At 64.8% G+C, this 17,012-nt stretch carries 19 protein-coding genes; 12 read left to right on the top strand and 7 right to left on the bottom strand.

Features of this window, described 5'->3' with window-relative positions; translation table 11 throughout:
- Window positions 1-133: 133 nt before the first annotated feature.
- Complete coding sequence (locus tag MAB_RS00905; protein WP_005087492.1) at window positions 134-484, bottom strand: metallopeptidase family protein; 351 nt, start codon at window positions 482-484, stop codon at window positions 134-136.
- 46 nt (window positions 485-530) lie between these two features.
- Window positions 531-2,204, bottom strand: a complete 1,674-nt coding sequence (locus tag MAB_RS00910; RefSeq protein WP_005112879.1) for a septum formation family protein — start codon at window positions 2,202-2,204, stop codon at window positions 531-533.
- 85 nt (window positions 2,205-2,289) lie between these two features.
- Here MAB_RS00910 and MAB_RS00915 point away from each other — a divergent pair, with 85 nt between their 5' ends.
- The 4 genes from MAB_RS00915 to MAB_RS00930 are packed head-to-tail and all read left to right on the top strand — an operon-like array spanning window position 2,290 to window position 5,359.
- Entirely contained in the window at window positions 2,290-2,727 is a 438-nt protein-coding gene (locus MAB_RS00915; protein ID WP_005084111.1) for an ankyrin repeat domain-containing protein, read from the top strand.
- Window positions 2,728-2,769: 42 nt separating this feature from the next.
- Complete coding sequence (serS, locus tag MAB_RS00920; RefSeq protein WP_005084110.1) at window positions 2,770-4,026, top strand: serine--tRNA ligase; 1,257 nt, start codon at window positions 2,770-2,772, stop codon at window positions 4,024-4,026.
- A gap of 5 nt (window positions 4,027-4,031) precedes the next feature.
- The gene (locus MAB_RS00925; protein WP_005112880.1) at window positions 4,032-4,853 is read left to right on the top strand and encodes a DUF5718 family protein; all 822 of its coding nucleotides are present in this window, start codon (window positions 4,032-4,034) and stop codon (window positions 4,851-4,853) included.
- A 47-nt stretch (window positions 4,854-4,900) separates the two neighbouring features.
- Window positions 4,901-5,359 carry a nitroreductase/quinone reductase family protein gene (locus MAB_RS00930; protein WP_005084107.1) on the top strand — a complete coding sequence of 153 codons (459 nt, stop codon included), beginning with the start codon at window positions 4,901-4,903 and terminating at the stop codon, window positions 5,357-5,359.
- On the opposite strand, the gene MAB_RS00935 is transcribed toward MAB_RS00930, so the two are convergent.
- Window positions 5,356-6,909, bottom strand: coding sequence for an MBL fold metallo-hydrolase (locus tag MAB_RS00935; protein WP_005084106.1), 1,554 nt, complete (start codon window positions 6,907-6,909; stop codon window positions 5,356-5,358). The two genes, MAB_RS00930 and MAB_RS00935, sit on opposite strands and share 4 nt — an antisense overlap.
- Window positions 6,910-7,037: 128 nt before the next feature.
- On the opposite strand from MAB_RS00935, the gene MAB_RS00940 reads away from it, so the two are divergent.
- A complete protein-coding gene (locus MAB_RS00940; RefSeq protein ID WP_005084105.1) occupies window positions 7,038-7,475 on the top strand; it encodes a MarR family winged helix-turn-helix transcriptional regulator in 438 nt (145 codons plus the stop codon).
- Window positions 7,476-7,485: 10 nt separating this feature from the next.
- Here the strand turns inward: MAB_RS00940 and MAB_RS00945 are convergent, their stop codons facing one another.
- Window positions 7,486-8,199 carry an AAA family ATPase gene (locus MAB_RS00945; protein ID WP_005091945.1) on the bottom strand — a complete coding sequence of 238 codons (714 nt, stop codon included), beginning with the start codon at window positions 8,197-8,199 and terminating at the stop codon, window positions 7,486-7,488.
- A 129-nt stretch (window positions 8,200-8,328) separates the two neighbouring features.
- On the opposite strand from MAB_RS00945, the gene MAB_RS00950 reads away from it, so the two are divergent.
- From MAB_RS00950 to MAB_RS00960, 3 genes are read left to right on the top strand one after another with little or no spacing between them, the layout of a single operon-like run.
- Entirely contained in the window at window positions 8,329-9,294 is a 966-nt protein-coding gene (locus MAB_RS00950) for an NAD(P)H-dependent flavin oxidoreductase (protein WP_005112881.1), read from the top strand.
- Between the two features lie 3 nt (window positions 9,295-9,297).
- Entirely contained in the window at window positions 9,298-9,708 is a 411-nt protein-coding gene (locus MAB_RS00955; RefSeq protein ID WP_005084102.1) for a tautomerase family protein, read from the top strand.
- 12 nt (window positions 9,709-9,720) lie between these two features.
- Entirely contained in the window at window positions 9,721-10,611 is an 891-nt protein-coding gene (locus tag MAB_RS00960; protein WP_005087496.1) for a LysR family transcriptional regulator, read from the top strand.
- On the opposite strand, the gene MAB_RS00965 is transcribed toward MAB_RS00960, so the two are convergent.
- Both MAB_RS00965 and MAB_RS00970 read right to left on the bottom strand, forming a co-directional pair.
- The gene (locus MAB_RS00965; protein WP_005091953.1) at window positions 10,612-11,175 is read right to left on the bottom strand and encodes a CHAP domain-containing protein; all 564 of its coding nucleotides are present in this window, start codon (window positions 11,173-11,175) and stop codon (window positions 10,612-10,614) included.
- A gap of 45 nt (window positions 11,176-11,220) precedes the next feature.
- Window positions 11,221-11,943, bottom strand: a complete 723-nt coding sequence (locus MAB_RS00970) for an aminoglycoside 3'-phosphotransferase (RefSeq protein ID WP_005084097.1) — start codon at window positions 11,941-11,943, stop codon at window positions 11,221-11,223.
- A gap of 44 nt (window positions 11,944-11,987) precedes the next feature.
- Here MAB_RS00970 and MAB_RS00975 point away from each other — a divergent pair, with 44 nt between their 5' ends.
- From MAB_RS00975 to MAB_RS00990, 4 genes are read left to right on the top strand one after another with little or no spacing between them, the layout of a single operon-like run.
- Window positions 11,988-12,761, top strand: coding sequence for an SDR family NAD(P)-dependent oxidoreductase (locus tag MAB_RS00975; RefSeq protein WP_005112883.1), 774 nt, complete (start codon window positions 11,988-11,990; stop codon window positions 12,759-12,761).
- Window positions 12,762-12,808: 47 nt separating this feature from the next.
- Complete coding sequence (locus tag MAB_RS00980; protein ID WP_005084095.1) at window positions 12,809-13,615, top strand: lysophospholipid acyltransferase family protein; 807 nt, start codon at window positions 12,809-12,811, stop codon at window positions 13,613-13,615.
- Entirely contained in the window at window positions 13,616-14,380 is a 765-nt protein-coding gene (locus MAB_RS00985; protein ID WP_005112884.1) for a lysophospholipid acyltransferase family protein, read from the top strand.
- Window positions 14,377-15,195, top strand: a complete 819-nt coding sequence (locus tag MAB_RS00990) for a Cof-type HAD-IIB family hydrolase (RefSeq protein WP_005084092.1) — start codon at window positions 14,377-14,379, stop codon at window positions 15,193-15,195. The genes MAB_RS00985 and MAB_RS00990 overlap by 4 nt, the downstream gene beginning before the upstream one ends.
- Before the next feature lie 14 nt (window positions 15,196-15,209).
- Here the strand turns inward: MAB_RS00990 and MAB_RS00995 are convergent, their stop codons facing one another.
- The gene (locus tag MAB_RS00995) at window positions 15,210-16,955 is read right to left on the bottom strand and encodes an N-acetylmuramoyl-L-alanine amidase (RefSeq protein WP_005113762.1); all 1,746 of its coding nucleotides are present in this window, start codon (window positions 16,953-16,955) and stop codon (window positions 15,210-15,212) included.
- Between the last annotated feature and the right edge of the window lie 57 nt (window positions 16,956-17,012).

The following is a 17,012-nucleotide window of genomic DNA, read 5'->3' on the forward strand; positions in this document are numbered from 1 at the left end:
TTCCCCCACTTGTCTCGCGTCGTCCTAAGGGCAGTTTTGCCCTTTCACTAGAGATGGACGGCGGATCCCTCTATTCGGTTCCATCATTCTCCAAGATTTTTGGATTTTTTTCCAGCAAACCTCAGCTGCACCTTTAGCCCCAGCCCAGCTGGTGTAAGCGCTCGTCGTCGATACCAAAATGGTGAGCGATCTCGTGGATCACGGTGATCGTGACCTCATCGACCACCTCTTGTTCGCTGGAGCACATCTCCAGCAACGGCTCGCGGTAGATCGTGATGGTGTCCGGCAGCGCCCCGGCGTAGAAGCTGTCGCGTTCGGTCAGTGCGATGCCTTCGTACAGCCCGAGTAGATCGGGATCCTCCGGATGGTGGTCCTGCACCAGCACCACCACGTTGTCGATGGCGGCGGCAAGCTGAGGCGGAATGGCGTCGAGAGCATCGGACACGAGCTCTTCGAACCGTTGCTCGCCCATCTGCACGGGCATCAGGAGATGGCGCCGTAAAGGGACATGGTGCCGTAGAGGGACACCGTCAGGCCGGTCCGGGCGGAGGTGCCCCCGCGGGTGCCTGTCCGGGCGGCGGCCCCTCCATCGGGGGGCCTTCCATGGGCGGACCGTCCATGGGCGGACCGGCCGGAGCCGGAGGCGGGCCCGCCCCCGGCGGCAGCGTCGTCACGATGGTGATACCCGGCTGGTTGGGGGGACTGGGCGCGCCCGACGAGGTTGGCGCGGTGGACGTCCGGGTCGGCTGCTGGGTCGTCTGCTGCGTTGGTTGCTGGGTACGCGTGGGCTGCTGTGTGTACGTGGGTTGCTGCGTATAGGTGGGTTGCTGAGTCTGGGTCGGCTGCTGGGTGGGCGCCGGTGTGGTCGACAGCGGGATGGGCGGCATGTTCAGCCGATCGGCCGGGATGTCCGGCGGTGGCACCGGCGGCTGGCCGTTGATCAGCAGTTGGCCACTCTTGGCGCTATTGACCAGCGTTGACCACGCGCCGTTACCCAGTGTGGAGCCGATGTTGCAGCTGACCTGACGGCTGCCCGCGGTCCAGCTCGGCAAGGTGATCGTGTTGTAGGACAGTGTCAGCGTGGTCGCGCGGAATCCGTCGGGATTGCCCATGTAGTCATTGGTCAACCGGGTGCAGTTGTCCTTGATGAACGCGTCCTGATCGGGCTCGGGAGGAACCGATCCAGGGAACTGCTCTGCCAGGCTCACCGTTCCGGTGATCTCCATGGCATGAGCCTTGTCGCAATCCACCGGGAGCTCGGTGGGCAGATTGGTGGTCGAATCGATGCCCAAGCAGGTGCCGGCGGGCCAGACCTTGGACTGATCTTGCTCGGCGACCTTGCCCCGGAACAGCTGTTGCTGATTGTCGGCGCCGGGTAGTTGCAGCCCACACAGCACCCGGCGTTCTCCGGCCTCGGTCCACCCCTTCTCACCGGGCCACAGCATGCCCATGGTGAATCGGCTGTTCGGGTCGTACCGATCGCCCAGGTAACGGTTGATGGCCACCTGGCACTGTTCCTGGCTGATCTCCTGGATACGGCCGACGGTGGGGGGCTTGGAATTGGGCCCGTACTCCGTACCCGGGAAGGTACGCAGGTCGATGGACTCGGCGATTTCGAAACGGTGGTCGTTGGCGCAGTCGACGATGTTGACGTCGTTGGTGGACGCGGGGGCGGGCCAGTTGAGGCATTCCCCCGCCTTCGCAGAGTTGAAGGTGCTGTTACCCGGTGCGCCCGTGCTGGGTACCGGGTTGGAGTCGATCTTGTTGACCAGGCGGTCGGCTGAGGTCCAGCCGTCCGGCAGGGCTTGGGTGACACCCGCGATGAAGAGGCCACCAAAGGTGACCAGGAGCAGCGCGCGGTGCGTGGAACGCTCTTTGAGCCCTTCCTTCAGGCCCGCCCACCACTGAGGTTTGGCGGATTCCTGGGCGCCTTGCTGCGGTTCCTCGGCCACAGGCACGGCGGAATCATCGGTGTCGGGGTATTCCAGGATTTCCGTCGCAGGCGCCTGCTCGGTGTCGACGGATTCGGTGGCGCCCTCTGCGGAGGACGCGCTGCCCGGAGCCTCTGCGGGCGGCGTGGCGGAGTCCGGAGACTCGACGGGGGAGTCTGCGGATGCGTCGGTGCCCAGCTCGTCGTTGGTGGGCTCATCCGGGGTGGAGTCGTCCCGCTCGACCTTTGGCGTGGGTTCGGCTTCGTCACTCATACTGCAGTCATTGTTACAGGTGGTGCCGCGGGTTAGCCGGGCGATGCGGTCTGCGTACGCCGCTAGATTGAACACTGTGACAACGATGGAACCTGACCGTGACAACCCGGACGACCAGGCGGGGGAAGCCGAACATCAGGCCCGCGTTGCCGAGCAGGTCGCAGCGCTGGCCCATGAACTGTTCAACATGGCCCGGGAGGGTAACGCGTCCACCCTGGCCGCCTACCTCGACGCGGGCGCACCGGTGGATCTGACGAATGAGGCGGGTGACACGCTCGTCATGCTGGCCGCGTACCACGGAAACGCCTCGACGGTGCGATCGCTGGTAGCGCGCGGAGCCGACGTGAACCGGGCCAATGACAAGGGGCAGACGCCGCTGGCTGGAGCGGTGTTCAAGGGCTCCGACGACATCGTCCAGATCCTGGTCAATGCGGGCGCCGACCCCGCCGCGGGCACGCCGTCTGCGCTCGACGCCGCGCGGATGTTCGGCAAGGACGGGTATCTGAGCCTGTTCGGTGCCTAATGGGTTGGCCGGGGTTTCCGGCTCCCACGTAATGTTCAGCAGGTGATCGACCTCAAATTCCTGCGCGAAAACCCCGATGCGGTGCGTGCCTCACAGCGGCTGCGGGGCGAGGATCCGGCACTCGTCGAGGTGCTGCTTGACGCCGACACGGCCCGGCGGGCGGCCATATCCACGGCCGATACGCTGCGCGCCGAGCAGAAGGCGGCAAGCAAGAAGGTGGGCAAGGCGACGCCCGAGGAGCGCCCGGCACTCTTGGCGGCCGCCTCGGAACTCGCCGCACAGGTCAAGTCGGCTGAAGCCGAGCAGGTAGTCACCGAGGCTGCGTTCACCGAGGCCCATAAGGCGATCAGCAATGTGGTGATCGACGGAGTTCCCGCTGGCGGCGAGCAGGACTTTGCGCTCCGCGAGTTGGTAGGCGAGCCACACCCGATCGAAAACCCAAAGGACCATGTGGAATTGGGTGAGTCGCTGGGCCTGTTCGATATGGAACGCGGCGCAAAGGTATCCGGTGCGCGGTTCTACTTCCTCACCGGGTACGGCGCGCTGCTACAGCTGGGCTTGTTGCAGCTGGCGGTGCAGACCGCGGTGGCCAACGGCTTCACCCTGCTGATCCCGCCGGTACTGGTTAAGCCGGAAATCATGGGCGGCACGGGATTTTTGGGTGCACACGCCGATGAGGTGTACCACCTCGAGGAGGACGACCTCTATTTGGTTGGCACTTCGGAGGTGCCCATCGCCGGGTATCACTCCGGCGAAATCCTTGATCTGAATAACGGGCCGCTGCGCTATGCGGGGTGGTCCAGCTGTTTCCGGCGTGAGGCCGGCAGTTACGGCAAGGACACCCGGGGCATCATCCGGGTACACCAGTTCGACAAGGTCGAGGCCTTTGTCTACTGCAAACCCGAAGACGCCGAGGCCGAGCATGAGAAGATCCTTGGCTGGGAACGGCAGATGCTGGGCCACATCGAGGTGCCCTACCGTGTGATCGATGTCGCGGCAGGCGATTTGGGCTCATCCGCGGCCCGCAAGTTCGACTGTGAGGCGTGGGTTCCTACGCAGCGGGCATATCGCGAGCTGACCTCCACCTCCAACTGCACGACATTCCAGGCACGGCGGTTGGCGGTGCGTTACCGGGATGAGAGCGGCAAGCCGCAGATCGCGGCCACTCTCAACGGCACTCTCGCCACCACCCGATGGCTGGTGGCGATCCTGGAGAACCACCAGCAGCCCGATGGCAGCGTCCGAGTCCCCACGGCGCTGGTGCCCTTCGTCGGTACCGAAGTGCTGGAGCCTAAATGACCGAGATGTTCGAGGTCGAGCTGAACGAGCTCCGTACCTGGTTCGGCTTCGGAGTAGCCGGGAACTTCGCCGGCCATCTCGAACAGGCCGGAGAGTCGGCGGATTTCGTGAATGTGGTCACCGAAGCCCCCGCCGGCACGTCCGCGCCCAAGGGAATCTTCCCGTGGTACGTGCCCGGTGCCGACGGGTTCCTCGGACAGTTCCCGCTCTCGCAGGATGAGACGGTATTGCCCGAGAGCCAGACGCCGCTGAACCTGCAGATCGAACCCGAGGTGGGTTTGGCATGCCGGGTGAATTGGCGCGGCGACGTTGTCGTGTCGCTTGAGCCGTTCGCGCTGGGCGCCTTCAATGACTGCTCAATCCGCCGGCCCAACGCCCCGAAGATCAGTCACAAGAAAAATTGGGGTGCGGCATCCAAAGGTGTTGCGCGACAGTTCTTCGAGGTCAGTGATCTGACTCCGGACGGTCCTACGGCCACTCTGCGACTCAACTGCCACCTGCACACCGCGGATGGTCAGGAGCACGCGTACGGTGTCGACAGCCCGCTGCTCGGATACTCGTACTACGGCGAGGTACTGCTGGACTGGATCACCGAGCGCCTGGACAACCAGAAGGGGTCCGCCGACACGCCGTTGGAAGACGTCGGCGCGCTCATGGTGGCCGCCGGACATCCCGAGCACGTGTTGATCGGGATCGGGGCGACCAAGTACACGCCGCTGGGTGAGTCCACCTACTTGCAAGCGGGTGACGAGGCCGTGGTGCGGGTCTATAGCACCGAGTCCGATGCGGCTTCCGAGTTGCGCCAGCGGGTACGTACCGTCCGCTAGGCGGGATATACGGGTTCGGCCCGCTGAGTTCGCGCTAGCGTCGGGGCATGACCGAAGGCGTGACCTCGGATACTTACCGCGAACTTTCCGAAAGCGGTGTGCAGAAACACAATAACCGGATGATACGGCTACTCCGGGAGAACGGCGGCAAGCTACCCGGTGTGCCCGACGACGAGATGCCGGTGCTGATTGTGACCATCACCGGCGCGAAGTCGGGGATCCAGCGGCTGACACCCTTGGGGTACTTCGAACATCGGGGCCGTCGCTTCGTCGTGGGATCCAACGGGGGACAGGAACGGCCGCCGTCGTGGATCTTCAACGTGCGCGCCAATCCAGAGGTGACCGTCGAGGTGGTGCCTAACGTCTACGCCGCCGTGGCGCGTGAACTGAATTCGGAAGAGCGCCACAGGATGTTCCAGGCACTCGCGGCCAAGTACGCATTCTTCGGCGACTACCAATCGCGTATCACCAGGGTGATCCCGATGTTCGAACTGGTGCCGTGCTAGCCCAGCTTTCTGGACCGCAGCTCATGGCCCTTGGAGGTCAGACAGCGCCCATTCTCCAGGTTCCACTCCCAACCGTGCAGATTGCAGGTGAGATTTTTCCCCTCCACCACACCGAATTTGGATAGATCGGCCTTCAGGTGCGGGCAGCGGCGCTGGATCTCCCAACCATCCAGCGTGATCGAAGCGCTGTCGTCGTGGGCCTCGGCGAACCAGCCGTCGGCGTAGGCGATGCGCTCATCGGTGAGGCATTTGAAGAACGTGTACAGGTATTCGTTGTAGCCACCCACGCGCCACGCCTTGAACCGGGTGGACAAGAAGATGGTGTTCACCCAGTCTGGTTCGTCGTCGCGCAGCACCGTACGCACCAGCTCGGGCGCGATCTCGAAGCCATAGCGATACTTCTCGTTGGGAATTGGCTCGCGAACAATACGTTTCGGGAAATCCAGGACCACCGTCTCGCTGCCGAGGCGCAGTTCCACCGGGTAGCCGATGCCATCGCAGATCTGGTCGGTTTGCGCCATGATCGGCTCGAACTTCGCGCGTAGCGGAGCCAGTAGCGGCTCGCCTTCGGCGGGTGCCCAGGAGGACTTCTCCGCGGCCAGTACGGGAGCCATCCGTTGCGCATACGCCTCGATATACGCGGCCTTACCCGCCCCGAAGATGTCCTCTGCTTCCTCGGTCGAAACCGGGTGTTCCAGTGAATTCAACTCGGAGGCAGTGAAATCGGCAACCGTGCCGGGAATCATCAGCAGACCCTTGTCGTGGCCGTGCTGGCGCATCTGATCCAGGAATACCAGCTGATCCGGAAAGATGTTCGCCGGATCGTCGTGATCATCGTTGAGGTCCCGGAGCCCGGTGTCGAGGAAGCACGGCGGTCCCGCTGACGGGATGACCCAGGTGGCGCCGACCTGGGCGATGTACTGGCGGCACCGGTCCATTTGGCGCTGGCGTTTCTGGGTGCCAAAGGCCTCCTTGGCACGGGCGGGCATGTCGTAGACCATCGGGTACCAGATGGCCCCCGAGTACTGCAGCATGTGCACGTCGATATGCCCGAACTCTTCGGCCAGTACATCCAGATCGACCGGACGGGCATCGTTCATGTTGAAAGCCGTCGTGGTGCCGTCGGACACCACAAGCCCGGAGTCGCCGATGGGCCCATCGGCCGGGGCCCGCAGCGCGATGATCATGATGTCCAGGTCGCCCTTGGGGCCACTCACCCGATGCTTCACCGAGTCTTCGGTCTCCACGAAGGTGTGAAATCCCAGTCCCTCCAGCTCCCGTCGCAGATCGGGCACCGGATAGTCCGGCAGTAGCACCACCGCGTCCTTGTTGACGTGGTCGGTCAGGTTCTTCGGGTCGTAGTGGTCCTTGTGGAGATGCGAGACGTAGAGGTAGTCGCAGCTTCCGAACCGGTCCCAGTCCAGGGTGCTGTTATCGGGGAACGGGAACCACGAGGCGAAGTACGCGGGGTTGACCCAGGGGTCGCAGAGGATGCTCCCCGCCGCCGTCTCGATGAAGAATCCGGCATGGCCGACACTGGTGACTCGCATGGCTCCCAGCCTATCGAGCTGCGATTTCGGTAGCCAAAGCGCGGACGGGCGCGTAGGTCCGCTGTTTGTGTGCCGAAATCCCCTGGACGAGGACCAGATGCTTAGCGAAGCTACGTAAAATCGATGGGGTGTCCACCACAGATGGCCTCACTGCCGACGTACTTACCGTCATTGCGCGGCTCAACCGCTGGGTATCCAGCTACGCCGATCTACCCGTGCCCACCGGGCAGGCGCGGCTCCTTGCGCTGGTCGGTGAGATGGAGGACGCCCGGATCTCAGATCTGGCGCAAGCCGATCATTGCAGCCAGCCCACGATGACCGTGCAGCTGAAGCGGCTGCAGGACGTCGGGTATGTCGAGCGGCGCGTCGATCCCGCCGACAAGCGCGCGCAGCGCATCAAGCTGACCAGTAAGGGCCGCGAGGCGCTTGTCGCCATGCGTGCCCAGCGGCAGGGCGTGCTCGACCCGTGGCTGAGTACGTTGCCTGCCGAAGAGCAGCGGACTCTTGCCGAGGCTGCCGCGATCCTGGAGCGACTTACTCGCCGGATGGCGGCGCAGTCCGGTTAGTCCTGCCGCCTCACTCGGCTGCGAACAGATGCCGCAGGTAGGCGCGCGGGTCGGTAAGAAAGCGCTGCCAGTGCCCCACCATCTCCAGGTCATCCCAATCGCGTTGCTGTACACCGTCTTCGTCGAATTCCAGGACGGTGGCGCCGGGGAAGGCGGCCAGCACGGGGGAGTGAGTGGCCATGATGACCTGCGATCCGGCGGCGACCACACCGTCGAGCATGGCCATCAACTGCAGCGATGAGGTGAAGGACAGCGCGGCCTCGGGCTCGTCGAGGATGAACAGCCCCCGCTCCATGTCCCGCTCGGCCAGGAAGGCGAGAAACGATTCCCCGTGCGAGCGCTCGTTGAGCCTGCCGTGGAAGATTTGTTCCGGGGTGCGCCCATCGACGGTTGTGAACAGTTGATGCATGGCCTCGGCACGCAGAAAGCAGCCTCCGCTGGGGCGTGGATGTTCCGCGTCGAGGGTGAATGTCCAGTGCAGGTCGGTGTCCTCGCCGCTGGGTTGTGCCCCCCAATGCTTCACGGCGGCTGGCAGTTTCCAGCTCCAGGCGGATGCCAGCGCCTCGAGGAAAGTCGACTTGCCGGAGCCGTTCTCGCCGACGATCACGGTGACACCGGTGGTCAGCCGCAGGGGTTCGGCGGCGATTCGGGCTATCGCAGGAATGTCGAAATACCAAGCATCCGGCTGCTTTTCACGACTGATCGCGATCTCACGAAGGATCACTTCCTGATGGTACGGGACAGATAATTCTCCCGTTCAGGCGGCTATATCACGGAGCATTCTGAAATACAGAACAGTGGTATCGCTAGAAACCGTTGGACCTGCGGTTTCGCGCGATCCTACGGTTGAGGCATGACCTTCAACACCCGGCTCACGGACCGCTTCGGCATCGAGCATCCGGTGGTCCTGGCGCCCATGGACGACGTAGCCGATGCGCGCCTCGCGAGTGCGGTCAGTGCCGCCGGTGGACTGGGCCTGCTCGGTGGCGGCTACGCCGACGCGGACTGGGTGCGCCAACAGTTCGACCAGGTGTCCGCCGCGGTGGGATGTGGATTCATCACCTGGACCCTGAAGGGAAACGAGCACGTCCTGGAGCACGCACTGGCACGAGGCCCGGCCGCGCTCTTTCTGTCCTTCGGGGATCCCGCGCCGTACGCACCCCGTATCCGGGCCGCAGGTGTCCCGTTGATCTGCCAGGTGCACAACATCAGGCAGGCAGCGCGAGCAATCGAGGTGGGCGCTGACGTCATCGTCGCTCAGGGCGGAGAAGCCGGCGGACACGGAGAAGGGCGGCGTTCCACGTTCACGCTGGTGCCGGAGGTCGTGGACCTCGTCGCCGGGACCGCGCCCCAGATCCTGGTGCTGGCAGCCGGTGGGGTGACCGATGGCCGCGGACTGGCGGCGTCGCTCGCGTTGGGGGCCGACGGTGTGCTGGTCGGAACTCGGTTCTGGGCTGCAGGAGAAGCCGCGATTTCCCGGGCCGCCCAGCGGCATGCGCTCCAGGTGGGCGGCGACGACACCATCCGTCAGCACGTCTACGACATCGTGCGCGGCAAGCGCTGGCCGAGTGCCTACAGCGGCCGGGTACTGCGCAACGATTTCGTCGACAAGTGGCATCGCCGCGAAGCCGAGCTTGCCCAACATCTTGATCAGGCCCGGTCTGAATATCAGAGCGGCGTGGCTGCCGAGGATTACCGCACCGCCAACCTGATCGTCGGTGAAGGTATCGGACAGGTGCGAAGCGTCGAGAGCGTTGCCGACATCATCGAGTCCATGGTGGCTCAGGCCGCTGCCATCAACTCGACATCAAGGAGCTGACCTATGCCATTGGTGCGCATCGACCTCACCGCGGATCGGTCCCCGGCAGAACAACGCGCGATCGCCGACGGCGTGCACGAGGGCCTCGTCGCAGTCTTGAAGATCCCTGCCCGAGATCGTTTTCAGATCATCACCGCACACGACGCGGGCGACATCATCGCCGAGGACGCCGGTTTGGGATTCCGGCGGTCGCGCAGCGTGGTGATCGTGCATATCTTCACCCAGACCGGCCGCACAACCGAGACCAAGCAACGGATCTTCGCAGAGCTGGCAGACCGGCTCGGTGCTGTCGGTGTGACCGGTGCGGACCTGTTCGTCGGTATCAGCGAAAATGGCCCTCAGGATTGGTCTTTCGGCTTCGGACACGCGCAGTACGTGACCGGTGAGCTCGCAGTGCCCGCCGCAGGCGCATGATTGACTTCGGCTATGGAGCTCAGTGACATCACGCATTTCCTCGCGGTCGCCGAGGCCGGCGGTATTTCGCATGCGTCGAAGCGACTGCACACCGTGCAGTCGAACGTCAGCACCCACATCAAGGCACTGGAGGACGAGCTCGGAGTGGAGCTGTTTCGTCGGCATGCCCGGGGCATGGCCCTGACCAACGCGGGTGAGGCCTTTCTGCCGTATGCGGAGCGCATCACGGCGTTGCTGAGAGAAGCCACTCAGGTGGTCGGCGATGAGGCCGAACCCACCGGGACACTGGCGATCGGGTCCATGGAAACCACCGCGGGACTGCGGCTACCAGGTGTCCTGGCCGCATTTGCGGCTGCGTGTCCGCGGGTGGATTTCACCCTCGCCACGGGCACCACTGCCGAGCTGATCGACATGGTGACCGATCGTCGACTGGATGGTGCCTTTGTCTGCGGGCCCATCGAGAATGATTCGTTGACAACGGATTTAGCATTTGTGGAAGAGTTGGTCCTGCTGACGGCCCAGCGGCACACGGAGATCAGCGAAGTCTTCGGCGCACCCACCAGGATGCTCGTCTTTCGCAATGGATGTTCCTATCGCGCTCGGCTGCAGCAGATCTTCACCGAGCAGGGCGTTGATCCTCAAGTCCTCGAATTCGGTAGCCTTGAAGGAATATTGGGTTGCGTTGCGGCAGATATGGGTGTCTCCCTGCTGCCGGCCGGAGTCGTCAGCGCCTCGCAGCGTGCGACGCTGCTACGTATGCATCCGTTGCCCCCGATGCGGGCCCGCGTGGAAACGGTGTTCGTCCGTCGCGCCGATGCGGCTCTTTCACCGGCCATGGCGCAGTTCCTGCGTGAGCTACAGCGTGCCGATACGCCGGTCGTGCTGCGATCGGTGGCGCCGTGATCACTCGTAGCGGCCGTATCCGGTGATCCCGGAATCGTCGGCGGCCACGTAGGTAGATAAACCCACGCCGCGGCCTTCCCCGCCACCGACGGTGGTGAGGGTGCCTTTGTCGTTGATGAGCACGATGTTCACATGCTGCCCCTTGGGACTCGGTTTGTCGTACAGCACCATGTCGCCGGGTTCTGGTGCGTAGCTGGGAGTCTCGTAGCGTCCCGCGTCCCTGAGGTACGCGGTCAGCGTCAACACGCCGGGGATGCGCCAATGTCCGGAGTTGGGATTGGAGAACGGCTTGCCCGAAGCGCGCATCACCCAGCTGGTGAAATCGGCGCACCAGGGCTCGTCGTTGCCCTCGGAATACTTCGCCATCCCGGCCTGGGCGGCGTATTCCTCCCCGAGGATGCGCACCACCGCGGCACGTCCCGGGGACAGTGCGACGGTGTCGACGACAGGAAATGGCGGCGTTGCCGTGCGAGAACGGTAGACGCCGACGGCGCTACCGCCCACCACGACGAGGGTTGCGACAAGGGCTACCAGCAGCAGGAACCGGCGAGTGGTGGGACGCATGCGATCTAGATTACGGAAATTTGCCACAGGGGGGTGGCAGCAAGTTCACTCCTCGGAATCCCACAGCCGCCGGTAGTAGGCCATCCGTTCGGGATCCTCGGTCACGCCGTACGCCGCGAAGAAGGCGTCATTCCAGCCCTTGCCGTAATTCCATTCCAGTGACCAGCTGGCCACCGCGAGATCTGCCCAACGGTCAGCGACCCCGAGGTCACCGAAATCCACATGCCCGCACCAGTTCCCGTTGCCGTCGAGCAGGGTATTGGGCGCGCAGGCATCCCCGTGACACACCACCAGTCGATCGATCGCGGGGTGCTCCGACAGCCCACCGGGATTGGGGATACGGGCCAGCCGCGCGGCCACCGACCAGCTGTAGGGGCAGTCAACGACAGGCAGTCGATCGTGCAGCGCGCGCAGTCCAGACGCGATGGCGCGCACCGACACCTCCGGATTCTCGATCCATCGCGGCGCCACCGCGCTGTCGCCCGGGATGCCCGCGGTGTGCAGCCAATGCAGAGGGCCTTCGGTGTTCACGGACAGCACGGTAGGCACCGTCGTGTACCGGCGCGCCCAGCGGAGCCTTTCGGCCTCGGCAGGCAGGTTGATGGCCGGGTGCGGCGCCGACACCTTCACGAACTCGCGGTCGGCGCCGCTACCGATCTGAAAAGTATGGCCGCCAATTTGGTTGTGCCACACCGCTAGCACCGGGCGCCCCGCCGAGAGATGTGCCACGATATCGGGGATGGTCACCGGCTCGGTCGGAATCGTCACCGTTCCAGTCTGCCCGGCGACGTCAACCGAATAGAGTGCCGAGCGTGAACCTCACTGACTTCCAGTCGCTCTACGATCTGTCCGGGCGCACGGCCATCGTCACCGGGGGTACCCGGGGAATCGGCTACGCGATCGCTGAGGCACTCGGTGCCTGTGGGGCATCGGTGGTGGTGTCGAGCCGCAAATCCGATGCCTGTACCGCCGCGGCGAAGGAACTGCACGACAAGGGGTATCGGGCGCTGGGTGTGCCCGCCCACATGGGCGAGCTGGGCGATATCGACGCCCTGGTGACTGCCACGGTCGACGAGTACGGCGGTGTCGACATCGTGGTCAACGCGGCTGCTAACCCCGTGGCTCAGCCTATGGGCAGCTACACCCCCGAGGCGCTGGGCAAGTCGTTCGACGTCAACGTGCGCGGGCCGGTGTTCCTGGTGCAGGCCGCGCTGCCGCACCTGACCGCCAGCGAGCATGCGTCGGTGCTCAATGTGGTGTCGGTGGCGGCGTTCCAGTATGTGCCCATGCTCTCGATGTACGCGGCGATGAAGGCGACACTCATGTCGTTCACCCGGTCGATGGCGGCCGAATACACGGCTCGCGGTATCCGGGTGAACGCGCTGGCGCCTGGCACCGTCGACACCTACATGCTGCAGCAGAACCCGCAGGAGATCATCGACGCGATGGCCGCACAGTCCTTCATGGGCAGGGTGGCGCACACCGACGAAATGATCGGCCCTGCGCTGCTGCTGTTGTCGGACGCGGGTTCGTTCATCACCGGGCAGGTGATCGTCGCCGACGGCGGGGGCGGGGTGCAGCGCTAGACGGGTATCCGGTGTGCAAGCCGGACCGCCAGCGCTAGGCTCGTCACGTGGAGCCTGTCTATGGAACCGTGATCGGGCTTGCCCGCACCGTCTGGGCGATTCAAGGCCTGAAGTTCACGGTTACGGGTGTTGAGAACCTGCCGACCGAAGGCGGGGCGGTGGTGGCCATCAACCACACCGGGTACATGGATTTCACCTTCGCCGGGCTGCCGGCGTTCCTGCAGAAAAAGGGGCGCAAGGTGCGGTTCATGGCAAAGAAGGAAACCTTCGACAACAAGATCACCGGCCCGATCATGCGGGGCTGCCGGCATATCTCGGTGGACCGTGTCGACGGCGCGGCGTCCTACACCGAGGCCGTCGAAAAGCTGAAGGCGGGTGAGTTGGTCGGGGTGTACCCGGAGGCGACCATCAGCCGGAGCTTCGAGATCAAGGAATTCAAATCGGGGGCCGCGCGGATGGCCATCGAGGCCGGGGTGCCGATCGTCCCGCACGTCATCTGGGGCGCGCAGCGCATCTGGACCAAGGGCCATCCGAAGCATCTGGGCCGCACCAACACGCCCATCTCGATCGCGGTCGGTGCACCCATCGCGCCGACGCTGCCGGTCTCGGAGCTCACTGCGCTGCTACACGCCCGCATGCAGCACCTGCTGCTGGAGGTGCAGGACGACTACGGCCCGCATCCGGCCGGGGAGTATTGGGTGCCGCACCGGCTGGGTGGCTCCGCGCCGACGCTGGCCGAGGCCGCCCGCTGGGATGCTCAGGACGCTGCCGAGCGCAAGGCCCAGCGCGCCGCGCGCGAGGCAGAAAAGCAGGCCCAGCAGGCCCAAAAGGATGGGGCACAGAAAGAAAGCTAGATGGAACCGGTTTACCGACTCCTTGAAATCACGGCGCATGCGGCGGTCTTCCTCACGGGGACCAAAGTCAGATATCGAGGTTTGGGGCAGGTTCCGTCCCGGGGTGGCGCGGTCATCGCGATCAATCACACCAGCTATGTCGACTTCCTGCCCGCGGGGCTGGCGATGGTTCGTGCCGGACGGCGGATGCGGTTCATGCTCAAGGCAGAGATGCAGGAAGTCCCGGTGATGAGCTTCCTGATCAAACATGCCAAGGCGATTCCCGTGGATCGCAGTGCGGGCCACGGTGCCTATGAGGCGGCGGTGGACAGCCTGCGCAGCGGAGAGATTGTCGGGGTGTACCCGGAGGCGACCATCAGCCGCAGTTTCGAGCTCAAGGAATTCAAGACCGGCGCCGCGCGGATGGCCCACGAAGCCGGGGTGCCCATCGTGCCGCTCATTGTCTGGGGCGCGCAGCGCATCTGGACGAAGGATCATCCAAAGGACTTGGGGCGCAGCAGAATTCCAGTGAATGTAGCGGTAGGGGCCGCGTTGGCGGCCTCCCCTGATTTCGAGCGCACCACCGCCGAATTGCACGATGCTATGGAGCTGTTGTTGGTCCAGGCACAGCAGGACTATCCCAGTGAACCAGGTGCATACTGGTTGCCCAGGCGTTTGGGCGGCACTGCCCCCACAGTGGAGGAGGCAGCCGTGCTCGACAGCGAGGAACTGGCCGAACGGGCCCGCAGGAAGGCCCGGAAAAAGACGGATCCGGGGCACGCGTGACCCATCCAGCCCTTATCGCGTCCGATGTGGACGGGACCCTGATCGATTCTGCCGAGATTTTGTCCGCACGCACGCGTGCGGTCATCACCGCCGCGGTCGAGTCCGGATCGGCCTTCGTCCTGGCTACCGGCCGCCCACCCCGATGGATCACCCCGATCGTCGACGCTCTCGGTTTCGCGCCGATTTCTGTGTGTGCCAACGGTTCCGTTCTGTATGACGCCGAAAACGACCGGATAATCTCGGCCGCCACGCTCAGTCCGTCGGAACTGGCGGTGCTGGCCGAGGTGGCGCAGGCGGCCATCCCCGGGGTGGGCCTGGCCGTGGAACGGGTGGGGCGCAGTGCACACGATGCCGCCACGCCGCAGTTCGTCAGCTCGCCGGGTTATGAGCATGCATGGCTGAACCCCGATAACACGGAGGTGTCCCTCGAGGATTTGCTGAGCTTCCCGGCGGTGAAGTTGTTGGTGCGCAAGGCTGGAGCTCGTAGCTCGGAGATGGCCGAGGTATTGGCGCCCCTGGTGACCGAGGCGGGTGCGGCTATCACCTATTCCACCGACAACGGGCTCATCGAGGTAATGCCCACTGGAATCAGCAAGGCCAGCGGAATCGCGATAGTAGCGAAACAGGCAGGGGTGCAGCCCGAATCGATCATTGCCTTCGGTGACATGCCCAATGACGTCGCCATGTTGCGATGGGCGGGCCACGGAGTGGCGATGGGTAACGCACACCCGGAGGCGCGCGCGGCTGCCAATGAGGTGACCGCCACCAATAACGACGATGGCGTGGCCAAGGTTCTCGAACGCTGGTGGGGCTGAGTGCTGCCGGCTCGCTAGTTGGCGGGTGCGAACTGCTCGACGGGCGGCGGCGGGGGAGGCGGAGCCGGTGCGGGCGGGGGAGGTGCCGCGGGCGCCGCCGGGGCCGAGAACTGTTCGGGTAAGGCGTTTTGCGCCACCGGGGCCACCCCGAGTATCTCGCGGGTCTCGCCGTTGATCACGCTCGATACCCGGCCGCTGGCCCGGTCGTAGATCAGGGACCCGTTCTGGAAGTTCTGCACGATGATGTTGGGCTCGCCGATTTCATCGGTCACCGGGAGCCCCAACGGTCCACGCTCGAAATCTGTCTCGGCCCAGGCGTGATAGATGGCGCCGACGACGGGGTGGGCGCCGGTGCCGGGCGAGAAGTACATCGCGCCATTGCGGAAGGTGGCGAAGCGGGCCTCGCCGACGGCCTGTTGCTCGACGGAGGTGGGCGCCCCGAGGTCGCTTTCGGCGCTGCCCAGCCGCGTCCAGGTGTCGTAGATGGCGCCGCCGCGAAGGGAATCCACCAGGTCGGGTGGTTCACCGTTGGCCGCGCCGGCGGCGATGTCACGTAGGCGCGGAATCAGACGGTAGGCCGCCTCTCCAGGGCACTCGGTATTACCGACGTCGCGGTGGGTGAAGATCGTCGGCAGCGTGACGACTTTTCCTCCGGGCACGGTGGTGAAGGGCCCGCCTTCCGAGGCCAGGTCCACCTGGCCGCGAGGGTCGACTCCGGCCAGCCGTAAACGCCAACCCAAGATACGTCCGGCAGCCTGCAGCATCGCCGGTGACGGCTCATCGCGGGTGAAGTCGCCGATCAGTGCGATGCCCCAGCTGTGCTCGTTGAATCCGCCGGTGTGCGCCCCTTGCACGTTGTTGGTGATGCCGCCGAAACGGCCCTCGAAGATCTGTCCGTACTTGTCGACCAGGACGTTGTAGGCGATGTCGCACCACTTGAGCGTTTTGGTGTGATACGCGTAGATCGCCCGGATGATCGCCGCGGAATCGTACGGCGAATAGTTGTTGCTTCCGGCGGTGTGGTGGACCACGCCCGCGCGCACATCTCTGTTGTAAACCGGTGGGCAGCGGTCTGATTCGTTGGCACCCCATTGCGCGCGGGTGATGATCCGTGGTCCCGCCTGCGGCAGCGCCACCGGTGCCGACCAGCGTTCTTCGAACCGGGCGGCGTCGGGCGGCGCCAGTTTGGGGCTGATCAGGATGGCATCGAGCCCGGTGGTCAGCGGCTGTTCGATGCTCGCGGGCCGGTAGCCCAAACCGGCATCGGCCGGGGTGCGGCGATTGTCGGTCTTGGGGGACTTCACGTTCGCGCCATATTTCGGCTGCACTGCGACCTGCGCGGAGTGGGTGGATCCGACGAAGACCGGTTCCGTCGCTGCGGGAATCCCCTTGTGCTCGGCGGCCGGATCGCCCGACTCGACGGGATCGAGCTCGTACCACTGCCCCCAGCTGCCGTCGGTCTGCTGGGCACGCACGGATACGTCCAGGGAGGAAAGGTCTTCGCCGCGCACGGCGATCAGGCTGAAGGAGTCGGCCTGCTGGATGTCATGGACGGTGGCCGGAGTGCTCGGGCCGGGGAGCCCGACCTCGGAGGTCAAGACATCGTGCGTGGCGGCGTTCTGCAAGGACTGCGAGGTGATCGCGGTCTCTTCGGCCTGTCCGGATTTGATGTGATCGACCACGCTGACGGTCATCACCGTCGCGGTGGCGGCAACGGCCAGCGCAAGCTGCCGTCTCACCGGCATCTTGCTGACTCGCATGGGCACGTCGTCTCTCCTGGATCACACGGACGTGCCGCATGGAGCGACACGACCACC

The sequence above is a fragment of the Mycobacteroides abscessus ATCC 19977 genome (genome assembly GCF_000069185.1).
In the GTDB taxonomy this organism is placed as follows: Bacteria; Actinomycetota; Actinomycetes; order Mycobacteriales; family Mycobacteriaceae; genus Mycobacterium; species Mycobacterium abscessus.

Excerpts from the sequence above, each read along its gene's own strand:
- MAB_RS00985 (WP_005112884.1), top strand. The coding sequence starts at position 13,616 with ATGGAACCGGTTTACCGACTCCTTGAAATCACGGCGCATGCGGCGGTC.
- MAB_RS00935 (WP_005084106.1), bottom strand. The coding sequence starts at position 6,909 with ATGCGAGTCACCAGTGTCGGCCATGCCGGATTCTTCATCGAGACGGCG.
- MAB_RS00915 (WP_005084111.1), top strand. The coding sequence starts at position 2,290 with ATGGAACCTGACCGTGACAACCCGGACGACCAGGCGGGGGAAGCCGAA.
- MAB_RS00930 (WP_005084107.1), top strand. The coding sequence starts at position 4,901 with ATGACCGAAGGCGTGACCTCGGATACTTACCGCGAACTTTCCGAAAGC.
- MAB_RS00910 (WP_005112879.1), bottom strand. The coding sequence starts at position 2,204 with ATGAGTGACGAAGCCGAACCCACGCCAAAGGTCGAGCGGGACGACTCC.
- MAB_RS00925 (WP_005112880.1), top strand. The coding sequence starts at position 4,032 with ATGTTCGAGGTCGAGCTGAACGAGCTCCGTACCTGGTTCGGCTTCGGA.
- MAB_RS00965 (WP_005091953.1), bottom strand. The coding sequence starts at position 11,175 with ATGCGTCCCACCACTCGCCGGTTCCTGCTGCTGGTAGCCCTTGTCGCA.
- MAB_RS00950 (WP_005112881.1), top strand. The coding sequence starts at position 8,329 with ATGACCTTCAACACCCGGCTCACGGACCGCTTCGGCATCGAGCATCCG.
- MAB_RS00995 (WP_005113762.1), bottom strand. The coding sequence starts at position 16,955 with ATGCGAGTCAGCAAGATGCCGGTGAGACGGCAGCTTGCGCTGGCCGTT.
- MAB_RS00955 (WP_005084102.1), top strand. The coding sequence starts at position 9,298 with ATGCCATTGGTGCGCATCGACCTCACCGCGGATCGGTCCCCGGCAGAA.
- MAB_RS00905 (WP_005087492.1), bottom strand. The coding sequence starts at position 484 with ATGCCCGTGCAGATGGGCGAGCAACGGTTCGAAGAGCTCGTGTCCGAT.
- MAB_RS00960 (WP_005087496.1), top strand. The coding sequence starts at position 9,721 with ATGGAGCTCAGTGACATCACGCATTTCCTCGCGGTCGCCGAGGCCGGC.